Genomic DNA, 17627 nt, shown 5'->3' on the forward strand with positions numbered 1-17627 from the left:
CCTGGCTCCTCGTGGTGGTCCCGAGCGCGCGGCAGCTGGCCCTGGTGGCCGCGCCCCCTCCCGAGGCCGCCGGCAGCGCGCTGACCGCGGTGTGGCCCGCCCTGCGTCGCGCCCTGGACGGCGGCGGTCCGCTTGCCGTGCTGCCCGCCGGGGCCGGCCCCGCCGACGCCGCCCGGGCGCTGCTGCGGCCCGACGAGCCGCTCGAGCCGGGCACCGACCTGGTCGTGGTCACCTCCGGCTCCACCGGCGGCGGGCGCGGCGTCCTGCTCTCCGCGGCCGCGCTGCGCGCCTCGGCCACCGCTACCCTCGACCGGCTGGGCGGCGCGGGCAGTTGGCTGCTGGCGCTGCCCACCTCGGCCGTCGGCGGGCTGCAGGTGCTCGTCCGCAGCGCCCTGGCCGGCCGGGAGCCCGCCGTCCTGGCCCGCGGGGAACGGCTGGCCGACGCCGTCGCCCGGCTGCCGGAGGGCGACCGGCGCTACACCTCGCTCGTGCCCACCCAGCTGCGCCGGTACCTGGCCGAGGAGCCCGACGTCCTGGCGTCGTTCGCCGCGGTGCTGGTCGGCGGCGCGGCCACCGACCCGGCCCTGCTCGACCGGGCGCGGGCGGCCGGGGTGCAGGTGCGCACCACCTACGGGATGAGCGAGACCGCCGGCGGCTGCGTCTACGACGGCGTCCCGCTGGACGGCGTCTCGGTGCGCGTCACCGAGGGCGTGCAGCTCGCCGGACCGGTGCTCGCGCACGGCTACCGGCTGGACCCGGCGGCCACGGCGGCGGCGTTCCGCGACGGCTGGTTCGCCACCCGGGACGCCGGGTCGCTGGCCCCCGACGGCGTGCTCACCGTGCACGGCCGGCTCGACGACGTGGTGATCAGCGGCGGGGTCAACGTCTCGCCGCAGGCCGTGGAGGCGGTGCTGCGCGAGCACCCGACGGTCGCCGACGCCGTCGTCACCGGCCTGCCCGACCCCGAGTGGGGCCAGCGGGTGGTCGCCGCGGTCGTGCCCGCGCCCGGCGCCGTCCCCGACCTCACCGTCCTGCGGCCGTGGGTGGCCGCCCGGCTCGGCCCCGCCGCCGCCCCCCGCGCGCTGACCGTGATCGCCGCCGTCCCGACCCTGCACACCGGCAAGCCCGACCGCCGGTCCGTCACCGAGCTCGTCCGAGGAGACCTGTAGTGGCCACCCCCGCCCAGTGGCTGGAGGGTGCCCGTCCCCGCACCCTGCCCGCCGCGCTCGCCCCCGTCCTCGTCGGCAGCGGGGTCGCCGCCGCCCTCGACGGGTTCCGCCTCGGCCCGGCGCTGCTGGCCCTCGTCGTCGCGCTGGCCCTGCAGGTCGGCGTGAACTACGCCAACGACCACTCCGACGGCAAGCGCGGCACCGACGCCGTCCGGGTCGGGCCGATGCGGCTGGTCGGCTCGGGGGCGGCGACCCCGCAGCAGGTGCTGGTCGCCGCGATGCTCGCCTTCGCCGTCGCGGGGCTGGCCGGCCTGGCGCTGGCCGCGGTCTCGAGCTGGTGGATGGTCGCCGTCGGCGCGGTGTCGATCGTGGCCGCCTGGACCTACACCGGCGGGCCGGTCCCCTACGGCTACCGGGCGCTCGGCGAGGTGTTCGTCTTCGTGTTCTTCGGCCTGGTCGCCGTCGTCGGGACGACGTTCGGCCAGACCCGGTCGCTCGACGGTCTGGCCTTCGCCGCGGCCGTCCCGATCGGGCTGCTGTCGGTGGCGCTGCTGGTGGTCAACAACCTGCGCGACGTGCACGGGGACGCCGCCGTGGGCAAGCGGACCCTCGCGGTGCTGCTCGGCGAGGCCCGCACCCGGATCGCCTACACCGGCCTGCTGGTGGTGGCGTTCGCCTGCATCGTGGCGATCGGCGTCGAGCGGCCCTGGGCGCTGCTCGGGCTGCTGACCGCGCCGCTGGCCGTGCCGCCGGTGCGCACCGTGCTCGGCGGTGGCCGGGGCCCGGTGCTGATCGGCTCGCTCAAGGCCACCGGTCAGCTGACCCTGGCCACCGGCGTCCTGCTGGCCCTCGGCCTCGCCCTCAGTTGAAGCCCCCCTCGCAGGCTCGCGGTGGCGCCCTGCGACGGGGCCGTCAGTCCAGGTGCTCGCCGCGCAGTTCGGTGCGCAGGCGCTCCTTCTGCTCGGCGCGGGCCACCAGGGCGGTCGTCAGCCGGGTGCGCACGGGGGCGAGCACCAGGTAGGCGACCGGCATGGCCAGCAGCACGCCGAAGAGGAAGCCCGGGGTGCCCGGCAGGCCGAGCACCCACAGCAGTGCGATCAGCGCGGCGGCGATGGCCAGCCGGCCCAGGGTGTAGACGACCAGCCACTTCGCCACCTGCGGCTTCTCCCCCGGCGTCACCGGGACGGGTGCGGCCTCGGCCGGCTTGATCGGTTCAGCCATGACGGCCCTCCCACTTGGTCGACAGGACGACGGTCGTCCGGGTGCGCGCGACGCCCCTGATCCGGTTCAACGCGCTGATGGTGTCCTCGAGTGCCCGGATGTCGGGCACGCGGACCTTGAGCACGTAGCCCTCGCTGCCGGCGACCCGCCAGCAGTCCTCGACCGACGGCAGCTCGGCCAGCGCCTGCTCTAGGCCGGTGTCGTCGACCTGGTCGCTCTCGATCACCCCGACCAGCGCGGTGACGCCCAGGCCCACCGCGGCGGGGTCGACGACCGCCTGGTAGCCGGTGATGACGCCGGCGGCCTCGAGCTTGCCGACGCGCTCGTGCACCGAGGGAGCCGAGAGCCCGACCTGGCGGGCGAGCTCGGCGTAGCTGGCCCGGCCGTTGGCCCGCAGCAGCGCGACCAGCTGCTCGTCCACCGCGTCGATGTCGGCCTCCGGGTGCTCGGGGCGCCCGCCGGCGCGCAGATGTGTGCCTCGCGCCCGGACGGGCACCAGATCCCCACCCCCGAGTATCGCCACGGTCGTACATTGGGGGAGACGAGGGGGGTGGCCAGGTGGTCTTCCTGGTTCTGATGGTGATCGCGGTGGTCGCGGTCGTGCTGGTGATGCGTGCGGGTGCTGCTCCGGGCGGGGGCGGGTCCGGCGGCACCGGACGCCCGAACCGGGGTCCACGGCCCCGGCCGCAGGGGCCGACCCGGCCGATCGCGCCCGACGACGACCCCGAGTTCCTCCGGGAGCTCGACCGCCGTACCCGCCGGGACGACGGCAGCCTCAGCTAGTCGCCGGTCCCGTACACAGCACGAGCCGTCAGCCCACCGGGCTGACGGCTCGTGCTGTCCGGGGCCCTCGTTCAGGCCGCGGTGCTGTCCTGTCGCGGCGTGCCGCCGAACAGCCGGCGCCAGCCACCGCGGCGGCGGACCGGGCGGTCGCCCGCCGCGGCGGACGCGTCGCCGTCGCGGGACGGCCAGCCGAGTCCGGTGCCGTCGGCCGGGTCGCCGGGCCAGCCGAGGCCGCCCGTCCCGTCCGCGCCCACCGGCACCAGCCCGGGAGCGTGCCGCGGTTCGGCCGGCTCCACCACCACGGGCCGCTGCGCCAGCGCAGCCGCCACGATCGGGTCGACGCCGGCTCCGTCGTCAGCTGAGTGCTTACCCACCGTGGACAACACCGCCTTCAGTCATGTCGCCAGGATGGCACGATCCGCACAGCTGCGGACCCCCGGCGACGTACCGAGCGGTCTCGTTTCACCCGAAGGTGACTGCCCGTGAGGTGATCGCCTCACCCGGCAGTGGTCAGACGCCGCCGTAGCTGTGCAGCCCCGTGGACACGAAGTTCACGTACAGCAGGTTGAAGACCATGACGGCCAGGCCCACGACGTTGATCCAGGCCGAGGGGCGGCCGCGCCAGCCCGACGTCGTCCGGGCGTGCAGGTAGGCGGCGTAGACGACCCACGCGATGAACGCCCAGGTCTCCTTCGGGTCCCAGCCCCAGAACCGGCCCCAGGCGCTCTCGGCCCAGATCGCCCCGGCGATGACGGCGAAGGTCCAGATCGGGAAGCCGAAGACGGCGGTGCGGTGCGCGGTCCGGTCGAGCACGGCGGCCGAGGGCAGCCGGTCCAGCAGCGACGGCGCCATGACCGCGCCGGAGGCCGCACGCTCGTCGCGGCGGCTGCGCACCAGGTACAGCACGCTGACGATGCCGCTGACGAAGAAGATGCCGAAACCCAGCGTCGCGGTGCTGACGTGCACGGCCAGCCACCAGGAGCGCAACGCGGCCACCAGCGGGCCGGCCTCGACGTAGAGGACCATGCGGATCAGGGCCAGGGACACCACGACCGGGCCCATGACGAAGACGCCGATGTGCCGCAGCTCCGGGGCGCGCACCGCCAGCACCAGGTAGGCCAGGACGGCGACGAGCACGACCACGGTCGAGAACTCGTACATGTTGCCCCAGGGCAGCCGGTCGGCCGCCATGCCGCGGGTCACCAGGGACGCGGCGTGGGCGAGCAGCCCCAGGCCGGTCAGCAGCATGCCGACCGCGCCGAGCCGGCGGGCCCGGGTGGGCTCCGCGGCCGGGCCGGCGGCGGACGAGCCCTCGACGGGCGCGCCGGCACCCACGAGCTGGCGGGTGCGGGCCGGGCGGCCGAAGGCCAGCTCGGCGCAGAACGCGATCACCGCCAGCGAGTACACGACCACCGTGATCGTGAAGAACGTGTCGGACAACCTGGCGAGCGACTCGTCGATCACGACGGCGGATCCTCCTGGGAGAGCGGGCGTGCGGCGGCCGGGGCCTGGCCCGCCCGGGTGGTCAGCGCGGCACCGACGTCGTCGGTGAGCGCGGTGAAACGGGGCCCGGTGTCGGCGCTGCCCCGGGTCAGCGAGCCGATGGCCAGCACGGTACCCCCGCCGTCGGGGTCCGGGACGACGCGGGCGAAGACCCGCTCGCGGCGCACCAGCAGCATGCCGAGCAGGCCGACGAGCACGGCGATCGCCGCCCCGAGGACCCACACCTGGCCCGGGTCGTGGGACACCTGGACGGCGGCGAACTCCTTGAAGCCGCTGAAGGTGACCACGGTGCCGTCGGGCAGGGTCATCGACTCCCCCACGGCGAGGTTGGCCCGGGCGACCTCGGTCAGCGCGCCGCGGTCGATGACGTCCTGGTCGAGGGAGTAGACCGACTGCGGGAGCCCGGAGTCCAGGCCCAGGTAGCCGGTGTAGACGATCGCGGCCACCTGTGGGTTCAACGGGCGCGGGTCGACCGAGGTGAGCAGCCCCACGCCCGACTGCAGCGCCGCGGTGGGGGCGAAGAAGCCCTCGACGGCCAGCTGGTCGGTGCGGCCGGCGCCCAGGTCGGGCACCTTGAGCACGCCCTGGCTGAGCATCGTGCCCTGGTCGGTGGGGAGGAAGGGGGCCGACAGGTCGGTGAGCGCGGTCCCGTCGGGCAGCGTGATGCTGAACTGCGGGGTGTAGCCGTGGCCGGTCACGTAGACCCGGTCACCGTTCGTGCGCAGCGGGTCGTTGACCCCGATCGTGGTGGTGACCGGCTCCCCGCCGTCGACGTCGTAGCTGATGTCGGCGGTGTAGGAGGCGGCCGTCAGGTCCTGCTCGTACTGCGCCTCGAAGTCCTCGAGGTCGACGCACAGCGGCGTGAGGTCGGCGCCGTCCACCAGCGGGCCGGACGAGTAGGTGTCGTACTGCTGGAACGAGTTGCAGAACCCCTGGCCCTCGGTGACCAGGATGCTGCCCTCGTAGCCCCACATCTTGCCGCCGGCCAGGCCCAGCAGCAGGGCCAGCAGCGACAGGTGGAACAGCACGTTGCCGGTCTCGCGGAGGTACCCCTTCTCGGCCGACAGCTCCGGGCCGGTGCGGCCCTCGCGGCGCACCACCCGGAAGCGGCGGACCCGCAGCTCCTCCTCCACCACGTCGAGGGCGGCCGGGCCGGCCAGCGGGGTGGTGAGCGTGCCGTTCTCGGGCAGCCGCTGCAGGTGGCGGGGCGCCGGCGGCGGCGCGGTGAACAGCGTGCGGCCGTGCTCGATCGCCCGCGGCACGACGCAGCCGATGAGGGAGATGAACAGCAGCAGGTAGATCGCGGCGAACCACGGCGAGCTGAAGACGTCGAAGAGGAACAGCCGGTCCAGCCACGGCGCGAGCGTCGGGTGGTCGGTGAAGTACTGGCTGACGTTGGTGCGCGACAGCGAGCGCTGCGGCAGCAGCGAGCCCGGGATCGACGCGACCGCCAGCAGGAACAGCAGCATCAGCGCGGTGCGCATCGCGGTCAGCTGCCGCCACCAGCGCAGCAGCCGGTTGAGCACCCGGCGGCCGGGGGAGGGCCGGGACGGCGGGCTGGCCGGCGCCGACGGGCGCGGCGGGGCGGTGGTGGTCACCGGTCCTCCTCGCGGGCGCTGGTCGGGTGCGTGGGCATCGGGGTCGTGGTCACAGCGGCGCGGACTCCGCCAGGCCGCTGCTGGCCAGCCAGCTGCGCAGCCACCCCATGAGCTCGGTCCAGGCGCCGGTGACCAGCAGCAGGCCCACCGCGATGAGCACGAAGCCGCCGACCCGGGTGACGGTGCCGGCGTTGCGGCGCAGGAAGGACATCGCGCCCACCGCCCAGCGGGCACCCAGCGCGACCAGCACGAACGGGACGCCGAGGCCGAGGCAGTAGGCCAGGCCGAGGAACGCGCCGCGGCCCGGGGTCGCCTCGCTGAAGGCCAGGTTCTGCACGGCGGCGAGCGTCGGCCCCAGGCACGGGGTCCAGCCCAGCCCGAAGACGATGCCCAGCAACGGCGCGCCGGCCAGCCCGACGGCGGGGCGGGCCCGCAGCCGGGCGGTGCGCTGCAGGAAGGGCAGTCGGCCCAGGAAGCCCAGCCCGACCACGATGGTGACCACGCCCATCACCCGGGTGATCACGTCGTTGTGCTCGAGCAGCAACCGCCCCAGCCCGCCGAAGGCGCTGCTGATCGAGACGAAGACGACGGTGAAGCCGAGCACGAACAGCACCGCGCCCAGCACCATCCGGCCGCGGGTCGAGCGCTCGTCGTCCGTCGTCCGGACGGCGGTGGCGACCGAGCCGCCGGCCGGTGCGGGCGCGGGGGCCGTGGCGCGGGCGCCGCTGCCGACCAGGCCGGTGACGTAGGAGAGGTAGCCGGGGACCAGCGGGAGGACGCACGGCGAGGCGAAGCTGATCAGCCCGGCCAGCGCGGCGACCGCGGCGGCCACCAGCAGCGGACCGTCGCTGATCAGGTCCGTGATCCCCTCGACCATCTCAGGCCTCCGCCGTCAGCTGTGCCAGCACGGTGCGCAGGTCGTCCTGGCGCACCTCACCGGTGTACACCGCCGCGACGCGCCCCTGCCGGTCCAGCACGATCGTGGAGGGGATGGCGGCCGCCGGGTAGTCGCGGAACGCCAGCGCCACCCGGCCCTTGGGGTCGTACAGCGAGGGGAACGTGATGCCCTTGTCGGCCACGAACGCGTCGGCGAACTGCTGGTCGTAGTCCTTGACGTTCAGGCCCAGGAACTGCACCCCGTCGTCGCGGACCTCCTCGTAGACCTGCTGGAACTGCGGCGTCTCGACCCGGCAGGGAGCGCACCAGGAGCCCCAGAAGTTGAGCACCGCGACGTCGCCGGCGAGCTCGGTGGAGCTGAACGGCTCCCCGGTGAGCAGGGTGCCGGAGAACTCCGGCGCGCTGGCCCGCTGGGTGTCCGGGATCACCTCGGCGGCCGGCGTCCCGGCGACGAACCGGAACTCCCCGCCGTTGTTGACGTCGACCGCGTCCGCGCCGCTCGAGCAGCCGCCGAGCAGCGCGAGGGCGGCCAGCGCGGCCAGCCCGGCCAGCCGACTACGCACCGGGCACCGCGTCCGGGTCGGTGGCCCCGGCGGGCTCGGCGTAGGTGAGGCCGACCATCCGGTCGCCGTCGTAGGTGACCGAGGTGACGCTGGCCAGCCCACACTGCCGCTTGCGCGGGTCGTGGGCGTAGCTGCGGCCCTCCAGGTGCAGCCGGACCGTCCAGACCGGCAGCTGGTGGCTCACGCAGACCGCCTCGTGGCCGCGGGCGGCGTCCCGGGCGGTGGCGATGGCGCCGATCATCCGGGCGGCGATCTCGCGGTACGGCTCACCCCAGGACGGCTTCCACGGGTTGCGCAGCCGCCACCAGTTCTCCGGGTGCCGCATCGACCCGTCGCCGACGCCGAAGGTCTTGCCCTCGAAGGAGTTGCCGGCCTCGATCAGCCGCTCGTCGGTGGCGATCTCCAGCCCGAGGGCGTCGGCGATCGGCTGCGCCGTCTGCTGCGCGCGCTCCAGGGGGCTGGCCACCAGGTACGTGACGTCGCGGGTGGAGAACCACCCGGCCACGGTGCGGGCCATGCCCTCGCCGGCCTCGGACAGCCGGTAGCCGGGCAGCCGGCCGTAGAGCACGCCGGCGGGGTTGTGCACCTCGCCGTGCCGCATCAGGTGCACGACCGTCGTCTCAGGGCCGAAGTCGCGACTTCGGCCCTCATGGGGGGCGGTCACGGCTGGAGCTCCTCGGGGTTGCGGGCCTCGGCGGAGACCGGCGCTCCCCCGGCGGCGGCCGCGGCGGCCGAGGCGGCGGCCGGCAGCGCGGCCAGCACGTGCTCGACGGCCTCGTCGTCCAGCGCGGCGCTGACGAACCACGACTCGAACGCCGAGGGCGGCAGGTAGACCCCGCGGGCGAGCATGGCGTGGAAGAAGGCGGCGTGCGCGGCGACGTCCTGGGTGCGGGCGTCCTCGTAGTCGCGCACCTGGCGCTCGTCGGGGACGAAGAACACCGAGAACATCGAGCCGGCCTGCTGGACCCGGTGCGGGACCCCGGCCGCGAACAGCGCGGCGCTGGCCGCACCCCGCAGCACGGCGGCCACCGAGTCGCAGCGCTCGTAGACCTCGTCGGTGCACAGCCGCAGCGTGGTCAGGCCGGCGGCGACCGCGACGGGGTTCCCGCTCAGGGTGCCCGCCTGGTAGACCGGCCCGGACGGCGCCAGGTGGTCCATGACGTCGGCGCGACCACCGAAGGCCGCGGCCGGCATGCCGCCGCCCATGACCTTGCCGAAGGTGAACAGGTCGGCGTCCACCGGGTCCAGGCCGTACCAGCCCGCGCCGGTGACCCGGAAGCCGGTCATCACCTCGTCGACCAGCAGCAGCGCGCCGTGCGCGGCCGTGATCCGGCGCAGCGCGGCGTTGAAGCCGTCCAGCGGCGGGACGACGCCCATGTTGCCGGCCGCGGCCTCGGTGACCACGCAGGCGATCTCGGACCCGCGCTCGGCGAAGACGGCCTCGACCGCGGCGACGTCGTTGTAGGGCAGGACGATCGTGTCGGCCGCCGCGCCGGTGGTGACGCCGGGGGTGTCGGGCAGGCCGAGGGTGGCGACGCCGGACCCGGCCGAGGCCAGCAGCGCGTCGACGTGGCCGTGGTAGCAGCCGGCGAACTTCACGACGACCGGCCGGCCGGTGTAGCCGCGGGCCAGCCGGATCGCCGACAGCACCGCCTCGGTGCCGGAGTTGACCAGCCGCACCCGCTCGACCGGGGCGACCCGGCGGACGATCTCCTCGGCCAGCTCGGCCTCGGCGGCGGTGGGTGTGCCGAACGTGAACCCGCGCCGGGCGGCGTCGGTGACGGCGGCGACGACCTCGGGGTGGGCGTGCCCCAGGATCATCGGGCCCCAGGAGGCCACGAGGTCGACGTAGCGCCGGCCGTCGGCGTCGGTGATCCACGGACCGGAGCCGGAGGCCATGAACCGCGGGGTGCCGCCGACGGCCTTGAAGGCCCGGACCGGGGAGTTGACGCCGCCGGGGGTGACCCGCCGGGCGCGCTCGAACAGCTGCGCCGACGCGGGCGCCTCGTACGGGTAGGGCTCAGTCACGGTCCCACTCTCCCAGGGTCAGCTGTGTGCCCGGTGGCGCGCCCCGGACCCCCGGCGCACGGGGGTCCGGGGCGGTCACTCAACGGCGGAGCCAGTGGGCGGCCTCGACCGCCCAGTACGTGAGCACCGAGCCGGCGCCGGCTCGGCGGATGGCGGTGAGCGTCTCCAGGACAGCCCGCTCCCGGTCGATCCAGCCGTTGGCGGCGGCCGCCTCGACCATGGCGTACTCGCCGCTCACCTGGTAGGCCGCGACCGGGACGTCGACCGCCCCGGCCACCGCCGCGACGATGTCCAGGTACGGCCCGGCCGGCTTCACCATCACCGCGTCGGCGCCCTCGGCGAGGTCCTGACGGACCTCCCGCAGCGCCTCGGCGGTGTTCGGCGGGTCCATCTGGTAGGTCGAGCGGTCGCCGAACTGCGGCGCCCCCTCGGCGGCCTCACGGAACGGGCCGTAGAAGCCCGAGGCGTACTTCGCCGCGTAGGCGAGGATCGGCGTCTCGGTGTACGCACGGGAGTCGAGCCCCGCCCGGATCGCCGCGACCTGGCCGTCCATCATCCCGCTGGGGGCGATCACGTGCGCCCCGGCCTGGGCCTGGGCGATCGCGACCGCGGCGTAGCGGTCCAGGGTCGGGTCGTTGTCCACCACGCCGGCCGGGGTGACCACGCCGCAGTGCCCGTGGTCGGTGTACTCGCACAGGCACAGGTCGGCCATCAGCACGAGCTCGTCGCCGAGGTCGGCCCGCAGGTCCTGCAGCGCCACGTTGACGATGCCGTCGGCCGCGTCGGCCTGCGAGCCGACGGCGTCCTTCTCGCTCGGGATGCCGAACAGCATGAGCCCGCTGATCCCGGCCTCGGCCGCCTCGTGGGCGGCCTTCCGCAGGGAGTCGTGGGTGTGCTGGACGACGCCGGGCATCGAGCTGATCGGCTGCGGCTCGGTGATGCCCTCCTTGACGAACACCGGCAGCACCAGGTCGGCCGGGGACACCCGGATCTGCGCCGTCCACCGGCGCATCGCCGGGGTGGAGCGCAGCCGGCGTCCCCGGGCGAACCCGGGGTTGGCCCCGCCCTGGCCCGAGCTCACTTGGCGGCCTCGCCCTCCGCCTCGGCCCGGCGGGCCTGGGCGAAGGCGGCGAGCGCGTCGACCAACGGGCCGACGGCGGCGGTCTCGGGCTGGACGGCGACGCGCAGGCCGAACTCGACGGCGCTGGCCGCGGTGGCCGGGCCGATCACCGAGACGACGGTGCGGGCGTGCGGCTTGCCGGCGATGCCGACCAGGTTCCGCACGGTGCTCGAGGAGGTGAAGCACACCGCGTCGAAGCCACCGCCCTTGATCGCCTCGCGCACCGCGGCCGGCGGCGGCGCCGCCCGGACGGTGCGGTAGGCGGTGACGTCGTCGATCTCCCAGCCCCGGTCCTTCAGGCCCGCGGCGAGGGTCTCGGTGGCGATGTCGGCGCGGGGCAGCAGCACCCGGTCGATCGGGTCGAAGACGTCGTCGTAGGGCGGGAAGTCGGCCAGCAGGCCCTCGCTGGACTGCTCCCCGCTGGGCACCAGCTCGGGCACGATGCCGAACTCGCGCACCGCGTCGGCGGTCTGCTGGCCCACGCAGGCCACCTTGACCCCGGCGAAGGCGCGGGCGTCGAGGCCCAGCTCGGTGAACTTCTCCCGCACCGCGCGCACGGCGTTGGTGGAGGTGAAGACGATCCAGCCGTAGCGGCCGGTGACCAGGCCCTTGACGGCGCGGTCCATCTGGGCCGGGCTGCGCGGCGGCTCGACGGCGATGGTGGGCACCTCGACCGGCACGGCGCCGTAGGCGCGCAGCCGCTCGCTCATGTCGCCGGCCTGCTCCTTGGTGCGCGGCACCAGCACGCGCCAGCCGAACAGCGGGCGGCTCTCCCACCAGGAGAGCTTGGCGCGCTTGTCGACGGCCGCACCGACGGTGACGACGACCGCGCCGGCCAGGCTGTCGACCCCGGCGGACTTCTCGGCGACCGCGGACAGCTTGGCGGCCACGCTCTTCTGCGCGGTGCCGGTGCCCTCGGTGGTGACGACCACCGGGGTGCTGCCGGGCAGCCCGCCCTCGACCAGGCCGGCGGCGACGGCCGGCAGCTGCTCGGCGGCGGCCTGCAGCACCAGCGGGCTGCCGGTACCGGTGGCGGCGGCGGCCAGCGCGGCCAGCCGCTCCGGGCCCTCGCCGGTCGCGTCGAGCCCGCGCAGGTCGGCGTGCACCGAGCCCGCGCCCAGCGGCACGCCGGCGTAGGCCGGGACGGCGGTGCCCACGGCCACACCGGGGACGACGTCGAAGGCGACGCTGGTGCGGGTGACCGCCAGCGCCTCCTTCACCACGGCGTCGCTGGTGAACGGGTCGCCGGCGACGAGCCGGACCACCACGTTGCCGTTCTTGGCGCCGGCCACGGCGCTCTTGGCGACCTCGGCCGGCTCGCCGGAGACGATGCTCAGCTCGAGGTCGGGGTGGGCCTCCAGCAGCGCCTCGCGCACGGCGGCGGACACGTCGGGGTCGGCCAGCACCGTGTCGGCGCCGGCGATCGCCGCGCTGGCCCGGGTGGTGAGCAGCTCGGGGTCACCGGGGCCGGCGCCGACGAAGACCACCATGCCCTTGCCGGTGCCGTTCTTGCGTGAGCGCGTCATCGCGTGCTCCTGTTCTGAGCCCCTGAGGGGGTCGCTGCGGGTGGTACGGGACGGTTGGGGGTGCGGACGCCGGTCACCGGCTCAACGCCATGAGCGAGGCGGCACCGCGGTCGAGCAGCTCGGCGGCCAGCGCACGGCCCAGCTCGGCGGCCTCGGGGGCGGGCCCGGAGATCGAGCCCCGGACGCCGTCGCTGCCGTCGATCGCGGTGACCGAGGCGCGCAGGTAGAGCTCGGCGCCGCCGTCCTCGCCCTCGGCGAGCTCGGCGTACGCGGCGACGGGGGCGCTGCAGCCGGCCTCGAGCGCGGTCAGGACCGCGCGCTCGGCGGCCACGCAGGCCCGGACGGCGGGGTCGTCCAGGACCGCGACCAGCGCCATGACCCGGGTGTCGTCGGTGCGGCACTCCACGGCCAGGGCCCCCTGCGCGGGGGCGGGCAGCACCTGGATCGGGTCGAGGGTCTCGGTGACCGCCGACAGCCGGTCGAGCCGGGCCAGCCCGGCCCGGGCCAGGACGACGGCGTCGAGGTCGGCGTCGGGGCCCAGCGCGCGGGCCATCCGGGTGTCGACGTTGCCGCGGATCGGGACGACGTCCAGGCCGAGGCCCAGGGCGCGCAGCTGGGCCATCCGGCGCGGCGCCCCGGTGCCGACGCGGGCACCGGGCGGCAGCTCGCCCAGGGTGAGGCCGTCGCGGGCGACGAGGGCGTCGCGCGGGTCCTGCCGGGCCGGGACGGCGGCCACGGTGAGCCCCGTGGTCGGCGCGGTCGGGAGGTCCTTGAAGCTGTGCACGGCCAGGTCGACCGTGCCGGCGTGCAGGGCCTCGCGCAGCGCGGTGACGAACACCCCGGTGCCACCGAGCTGGCTGATCGCCTCGGTCGAGCGGTCGCCGTAGGTGCTGACGTGCACCAGCTCGACCGGGACGCCGCTGGCGGCGGTGAGCGCGTCGGCGACGTGCTGGGACTGGGTGAGGGCCAGCGCGCTGGCCCGGGTGCCCAGCCGCAGGGGGGCGGTCACGCGGCACCTCCGGGCAGGCCGTCGCCGGTGACGTCGATGCGGGGGTCCAGCGCCGACAGCGGGGTGCCGGCGGGCACCTGCGGGTCGACGGTGACCGCGTCGGACAGCGTCGTCCGGTCGCCGTCGGTGCTGCCGGACAGGCCCAGGCCGAACAGGGCGCGCAGCGCGTCGGCGTAGTCGGTGCCGCCCGGCGCGCTCGCCAGCTCCTTCACCCGCACCGTCGGCTCGTGCAGCAGCTTGTCGACCACCCGGCGCACGGTGCGGGCGATCTCGCTGCGGGCCTTGGCGTCCAGGTCGGGCAGCCGGGTGGACAGCCGCAGCAGCTCGGCGTCGACGACCTCGGCGGCCTGGCTGCGCAGCGCGGACACCGTGGGGGCCACGGCCGCGGCCTGGCGCTCGGCGCGCAGCAGCGAGGTCTCGAGCTCCACCAGCGCGTGCGCGGCGGCGATGTCGTCGGCGGCCACCGAGCCGGCGACCGGCTGCCCGGGGTGCGCGGCGCGCTCGCCCTGCAGCATGGCCAGGTCGACGAGGTGGACGCCGGGCAGCGCGGCGACCGCGGGCTCGACGTCACGGGGCAACGCCAGGTCCACGACGGCCAGCGGGCGGCCGACGCGGTCGCCCACCTCGTCGGTGCCGATGACGGTGCCGGTGGCGCCGGTGCAGGTGACCAGCACGTCGGCGGCGGCGATCTCCTCGGCGAGCCGGTCGAGGTCGGCCTGCCGCCCGCCGATCGCCTCGGCCAGCCGGGCCGCGCTGGCCGGGGTGCGGCTGCTGACGGTGACCGCGGCGCCCCGGCGGGCCAGGGTGGTGGCGGCCAGCGCGCCCATGGAGCCGGCGCCGACGACGAGCACGGGGCGGCCGGTCAGGTCGCCGAGCACGTCGGTGACCCGGTCGAGGGCGACCGAGACCAGCGAGGCGCCGGCCTTGTCGATGCCGGTCTCGGCGTGCACGCGCTTGCCGACCCGCAGCGCCCGCTGGGTGATCGGGTGCAGCTCGCGGCCGACCGTGCCCTCCTCCTGCGCCAGGGCGTAGGCGGCGCGGAGCTGGCCGAGCACCTGGGTCTCGCCCACGACCATGGAGTCCAGGCCGGCGGCGACGGTGCACAGGTGCCCGATCGCCTGGTCCTCGTAGTAGACGGTGACGTACGGGGAGAGCTCCTCGACGGTGGCGCCGGCGTGCCGGGCGAGCACCCGGCTGACGTCGGTGATGCCGCCGTGGAAGCGGTCGACCTCGGCGAAGACCTCGATCCGGTTGCAGGTGGCCAGCACCAGCGCCTCGGAGACGTGCTCGCTCTCGACGAGCTCGTGCAGGGTCTTGACCTTGTCGTCACCGGTCATGCTGACCTGCTCGAGCAGGGCGACCGGCGCGGTCTGGTGGCTGATGCCGACGGCGAGCAGGCTCATCGGGCACCCGCCCGGGCCGGGGCGGGCAGCCGGGGCACCACGTCGGTGACCCCGGGCTCCGGGTCGCGCTGCTGGTCCAGGAAGGCCAGCACCTGCAGTTCCACCGACAGGTCGACCTTGCGGACGTCGACCCCGGCGGGCACCGCCAGCGCCACGGGCGCGAAGTTCAAGATGCTCCTCACCCCTGCCGCGACGAGCCGGTCGCAGACCGACTGGGCCACCTCGGCAGGTGTCGTGATGACCCCGATGGAGGCCCGGGTCCGGGCCACGACGGTCTCCAGCTCGCTCACGGGTGCGACGGTCAGCCCGCCCACCGAGGAGCCGACCGTCGCGGGGTCGGTGTCGAGCAGGGCGACGAACTCGAAGCCCCGGCTCGGGAAACCGGTGTAGTCGGCCAGCGCGGAGCCCAGCCGGCCGGCGCCGACGAGCACGCAGGGCCGGGACCGGGCGCCGCCGAGGGTCTCGGTGAGCCGGTCACGGAGCCCGGCGACGGAGTAGCCCACGCCGCGGACGCCGCAGGGGCCCAGGTGCGAGAGGTCCTTGCGCAGGCCGGCGGGGTTGACGCCCGCGGCGGTGGCCAGCTCGCCGGAGGAGACGTGGCTGCGGCCACCGTCGGCGAGACCGGCCAGCACCCGCAGGTACACGGCCAGCCGGGCAACGGTGGCCTCCGGGATGTTCCGGGGCCGCGACTCGGGCACGGGCAGACTCCACAGCGTTCCGAGGGCGACCGGCGGGCAGCCGGGGACGCTCGGGGGGACTTCGGGAACGCGGGCGCGTCGGCGCCCGGCGAACGCAACGGTAACCGCTTGTGAACGCCTGAACAAAGTCGGCGAGGCCGTAACCGCAGGTCGGCAGGGTCTGCTGTGGTGAGGACCACGCCCGCGCCCGGCCCGGACCACCCGGACGGGTGGCGGGGTCAGGCCGGGCCGGGCGGCACCCCGAGGTCGCGGCGCAACCGCGGGACGTCGACGGTGAAGTGGCTGTGCTCCCGGCCGTCCAGGAGCACCACCGGCACCCGGTCGCCGTACTCGATCCGCAGCTCCACGTCGGCGTCGACGTCGACCAGCTCGACCCCGAGCCCGGCCTCGGCCCCGATCCGGGTGACCGTCTCGGCGGCCACCACGCACAGGTGGCAGTTCGCCCGGGTGAGCAGCTGCAGGCGGGCGCCGGGCTCAGTCACCGGAGACCGCCCCGGCGGCCCGGTCCTCGGCGGCCACGGCCCGCTCCAGGCCCAGCTCGCGCAACCGGGCCCGGCTGACCTTGCCGGCCAGCGAGTGCGGCAGCTCGGGCACGAAGTGCACCGCGACCGGGACCTTGAACCGGGCCAGCGAGCGAGCGGCGTGCGCACGCAGCTGCTCCTCGGTCAGCTCCGCGCCCTCGGTACGGACGACGACGGCGTGCACCGCCTCCCCGGTCGCCGGGTCGGGCACGCCGATCACCGCGCTCTCGGCGACCCCGGGGTGCTCGTCGAGGACCCGCTCCACCTCGCCGGGGTAGACGTTGAACCCGCGCACCAGCACCAGGTCGCGGCGCCGCTCGACCAGGTGCAGGTCGCCGTCGGCGTCGCGGTGGGCGATGTCGCCGGTGGCCAGCCAGCCCTGGGCGTCCGGGCCGTCGGCGCCGTCGGGCCAGTAGCCGCTGAACAGGTTGGGCCCGCGGGCGCACATCTCCCCCGCCTCCTCGGTGTCCTGGTCGCCGTCGGGGCCGACGAAGGGGTCGCCGAAGACGTCCTCGCGCACCCGGCTGCCCGGGTCGTCGCCGGCGGCCGGGCCGCCGGCGGTGTCGCGCAGGACGAGCTCGATGCCCGGCAGCGGCGCACCGATGCACTCGGGCTTGGCCCGCCCGGTCGCCAGCGTGCTGGCCAGCACCGGGGCGGCCTCGGTGAGGCCGTAGCCCTCCCAGACGGTGACCGCGGCACGGTCGCGCATCGCGGTGAACAGGGCACCGGGCATCGGGGCGGCGCCGCAGCTGGCGGTGCGCACGGCGGCGAAGCCGCGCCGCAGCACGGTGTCGCTGCCGGCGGCGTCGGCCAGCGCCAGCCAGGCGGCGTACATCGGCGGCGCCCCCAGGACGGCGGAGACCTCCTCGGCGCTCATCAGCGCCAGCGTCGCCGCCGGGTCGAACTCCTCGACCAGCACCCCGCAGGCGGCGGTGGCCGCGACCGTGCCCCAGCCGCTGTTGAAGCCGTAGACGTGGAACAGCGGCAGCACCAGCAGCACCCGGTCGCCGCTGCGCACCGGCGGCGGGTCGAGGGCGAGCAGCTGCCGCTGGTTGGCCAGCAGCGCCGCGTGGGTGAGCATCGCGCCGCGCGGGCGCCCGGTCGTGCCGCTGGTGTAGGCCAGCAGCGCCAGCGCCGACGGGTCGTCGGGGTCGGCCGGCGCCGGGCCGTCACCGGCCGGCGGGCCGACGCAGACCGGGACGCCGGCGAGGTCGGGCCGGTCGGCGGCGACCACCAGCAGGCCGGCACCGGAGTCGGTGAGCAGGTGCTCGACCTCGGGGTCGGTGTAGGCGGTGTTGACCGGGACGAGGACCAGCCCGGCCCGCAGCGCGCCCATCGCCGCGGCCACCCAGTCGACGCCGTTGGGCAGCTGCACCGCGACCCGGTCGCCGGCGCGCAGCCCACGGGCGACGTAGCCGGCGGCGGCCCGGTCGACCAGCGCGTCCAGCTCGGCCCAGGTCAGCCGCCGGTCGCGGTGCACCAGGGCCGGCGCGTCGCCCGCGGTGGCCGCCGCCCGGCGCACCAGCGCGGAGAACGTGCGCACCTCGTCGACCGGCACAGGGACCTCCGCGGGGGCAGCAGCCGTCTC

The 17627-nt window shown here is 75.8% G+C and carries 19 protein-coding genes; 3 read left to right on the forward strand and 16 right to left on the reverse strand.

The genetic code is table 11. The features are described 5' to 3' along the window. Nucleotides 1-11 precede the first annotated feature (11 nt). Both menE and ACGBYP_RS08080 read left to right on the forward strand, forming a co-directional pair. Nucleotides 12-1169 (forward strand): o-succinylbenzoate--CoA ligase, encoded by a 1158-nt coding sequence (gene menE / locus ACGBYP_RS08075; RefSeq protein ID WP_411582810.1) that lies wholly within the window; start codon nucleotides 12-14, stop codon nucleotides 1167-1169. Then, nucleotides 1169-2038 (forward strand): 1,4-dihydroxy-2-naphthoate polyprenyltransferase, encoded by an 870-nt coding sequence (locus ACGBYP_RS08080; RefSeq protein ID WP_411582812.1) that lies wholly within the window; start codon nucleotides 1169-1171, stop codon nucleotides 2036-2038. Before menE ends, ACGBYP_RS08080 begins: the two co-directional genes overlap by 1 nt. 43 nt (nucleotides 2039-2081) lie before the next feature. Here the strand turns inward: ACGBYP_RS08080 and ACGBYP_RS08085 are convergent, their stop codons facing one another. Both ACGBYP_RS08085 and ACGBYP_RS08090 read right to left on the reverse strand, forming a co-directional pair. Next, nucleotides 2082-2390 (reverse strand): DUF4229 domain-containing protein, encoded by a 309-nt coding sequence (locus ACGBYP_RS08085; protein ID WP_411582814.1) that lies wholly within the window; start codon nucleotides 2388-2390, stop codon nucleotides 2082-2084. Further along, nucleotides 2383-2811, reverse strand: a complete 429-nt coding sequence (locus tag ACGBYP_RS08090) for an Lrp/AsnC family transcriptional regulator (RefSeq protein WP_411583692.1) — start codon at nucleotides 2809-2811, stop codon at nucleotides 2383-2385. Before ACGBYP_RS08090 ends, ACGBYP_RS08085 begins: the two co-directional genes overlap by 8 nt. 137 nt (nucleotides 2812-2948) lie before the next feature. Here ACGBYP_RS08090 and ACGBYP_RS08095 point away from each other — a divergent pair, with 137 nt between their 5' ends. Further along, a complete protein-coding gene (locus ACGBYP_RS08095; RefSeq protein WP_411582816.1) occupies nucleotides 2949-3173 on the forward strand; it encodes a hypothetical protein in 225 nt (74 codons plus the stop codon). 71 nt (nucleotides 3174-3244) lie between these two features. Here the strand turns inward: ACGBYP_RS08095 and ACGBYP_RS08100 are convergent, their stop codons facing one another. From ACGBYP_RS08100 to ACGBYP_RS08165, 14 genes are all read right to left on the reverse strand, one after another. Continuing rightward, nucleotides 3245-3547 (reverse strand): hypothetical protein, encoded by a 303-nt coding sequence (locus ACGBYP_RS08100; protein ID WP_411582818.1) that lies wholly within the window; start codon nucleotides 3545-3547, stop codon nucleotides 3245-3247. Between the two features lie 136 nt (nucleotides 3548-3683). Next, nucleotides 3684-4637, reverse strand: coding sequence for a c-type cytochrome biogenesis protein CcsB (ccsB, locus tag ACGBYP_RS08105; protein ID WP_411582820.1), 954 nt, complete (start codon nucleotides 4635-4637; stop codon nucleotides 3684-3686). Then, a complete protein-coding gene (locus ACGBYP_RS08110) occupies nucleotides 4634-6274 on the reverse strand; it encodes a cytochrome c biogenesis protein ResB (RefSeq protein ID WP_411582822.1) in 1641 nt (546 codons plus the stop codon). Before ACGBYP_RS08110 ends, ccsB begins: the two co-directional genes overlap by 4 nt. 49 nt (nucleotides 6275-6323) lie before the next feature. Continuing rightward, nucleotides 6324-7151, reverse strand: a complete 828-nt coding sequence (locus ACGBYP_RS08115; protein ID WP_411582824.1) for a cytochrome c biogenesis CcdA family protein — start codon at nucleotides 7149-7151, stop codon at nucleotides 6324-6326. A 1-nt stretch (nucleotide 7152) separates the two neighbouring features. Continuing rightward, the gene (locus tag ACGBYP_RS08120) at nucleotides 7153-7734 is read right to left on the reverse strand and encodes a TlpA family protein disulfide reductase (RefSeq protein ID WP_411582826.1); all 582 of its coding nucleotides are present in this window, start codon (nucleotides 7732-7734) and stop codon (nucleotides 7153-7155) included. After that, nucleotides 7727-8398 carry a histidine phosphatase family protein gene (locus tag ACGBYP_RS08125; RefSeq protein WP_411582828.1) on the reverse strand — a complete coding sequence of 224 codons (672 nt, stop codon included), beginning with the start codon at nucleotides 8396-8398 and terminating at the stop codon, nucleotides 7727-7729. Before ACGBYP_RS08125 ends, ACGBYP_RS08120 begins: the two co-directional genes overlap by 8 nt. Next, nucleotides 8395-9762 carry a glutamate-1-semialdehyde 2,1-aminomutase gene (gene hemL / locus ACGBYP_RS08130; RefSeq protein WP_411582829.1) on the reverse strand — a complete coding sequence of 456 codons (1368 nt, stop codon included), beginning with the start codon at nucleotides 9760-9762 and terminating at the stop codon, nucleotides 8395-8397. Before hemL ends, ACGBYP_RS08125 begins: the two co-directional genes overlap by 4 nt. Before the next feature lie 79 nt (nucleotides 9763-9841). Next, nucleotides 9842-10843, reverse strand: coding sequence for a porphobilinogen synthase (hemB, locus tag ACGBYP_RS08135; RefSeq protein ID WP_411582830.1), 1002 nt, complete (start codon nucleotides 10841-10843; stop codon nucleotides 9842-9844). Beyond that, the gene (locus tag ACGBYP_RS08140) at nucleotides 10840-12408 is read right to left on the reverse strand and encodes a uroporphyrinogen-III synthase (protein ID WP_411582832.1); all 1569 of its coding nucleotides are present in this window, start codon (nucleotides 12406-12408) and stop codon (nucleotides 10840-10842) included. The genes hemB and ACGBYP_RS08140 overlap by 4 nt, the downstream gene beginning before the upstream one ends. Before the next feature lie 73 nt (nucleotides 12409-12481). Further along, a complete protein-coding gene (gene hemC, locus ACGBYP_RS08145) occupies nucleotides 12482-13417 on the reverse strand; it encodes a hydroxymethylbilane synthase (protein WP_411582834.1) in 936 nt (311 codons plus the stop codon). Further along, complete coding sequence (locus ACGBYP_RS08150) at nucleotides 13414-14820, reverse strand: glutamyl-tRNA reductase (protein ID WP_411582836.1); 1407 nt, start codon at nucleotides 14818-14820, stop codon at nucleotides 13414-13416. Before ACGBYP_RS08150 ends, hemC begins: the two co-directional genes overlap by 4 nt. Then, nucleotides 14817-15518, reverse strand: a complete 702-nt coding sequence (locus tag ACGBYP_RS08155; RefSeq protein WP_411582838.1) for a redox-sensing transcriptional repressor Rex — start codon at nucleotides 15516-15518, stop codon at nucleotides 14817-14819. Before ACGBYP_RS08155 ends, ACGBYP_RS08150 begins: the two co-directional genes overlap by 4 nt. A gap of 218 nt (nucleotides 15519-15736) precedes the next feature. After that, entirely contained in the window at nucleotides 15737-16000 is a 264-nt protein-coding gene (locus ACGBYP_RS08160) for a glutaredoxin family protein (protein ID WP_411582839.1), read from the reverse strand. Further along, nucleotides 15993-17597, reverse strand: coding sequence for an AMP-binding protein (locus tag ACGBYP_RS08165; protein ID WP_411582841.1), 1605 nt, complete (start codon nucleotides 17595-17597; stop codon nucleotides 15993-15995). Before ACGBYP_RS08165 ends, ACGBYP_RS08160 begins: the two co-directional genes overlap by 8 nt. Nucleotides 17598-17627 lie beyond the last annotated feature (30 nt).

It is taken from the genome of Modestobacter sp. SSW1-42 (genome assembly GCF_046635825.1).
Classification (GTDB): Bacteria; Actinomycetota; Actinomycetes; order Mycobacteriales; family Geodermatophilaceae; genus Modestobacter.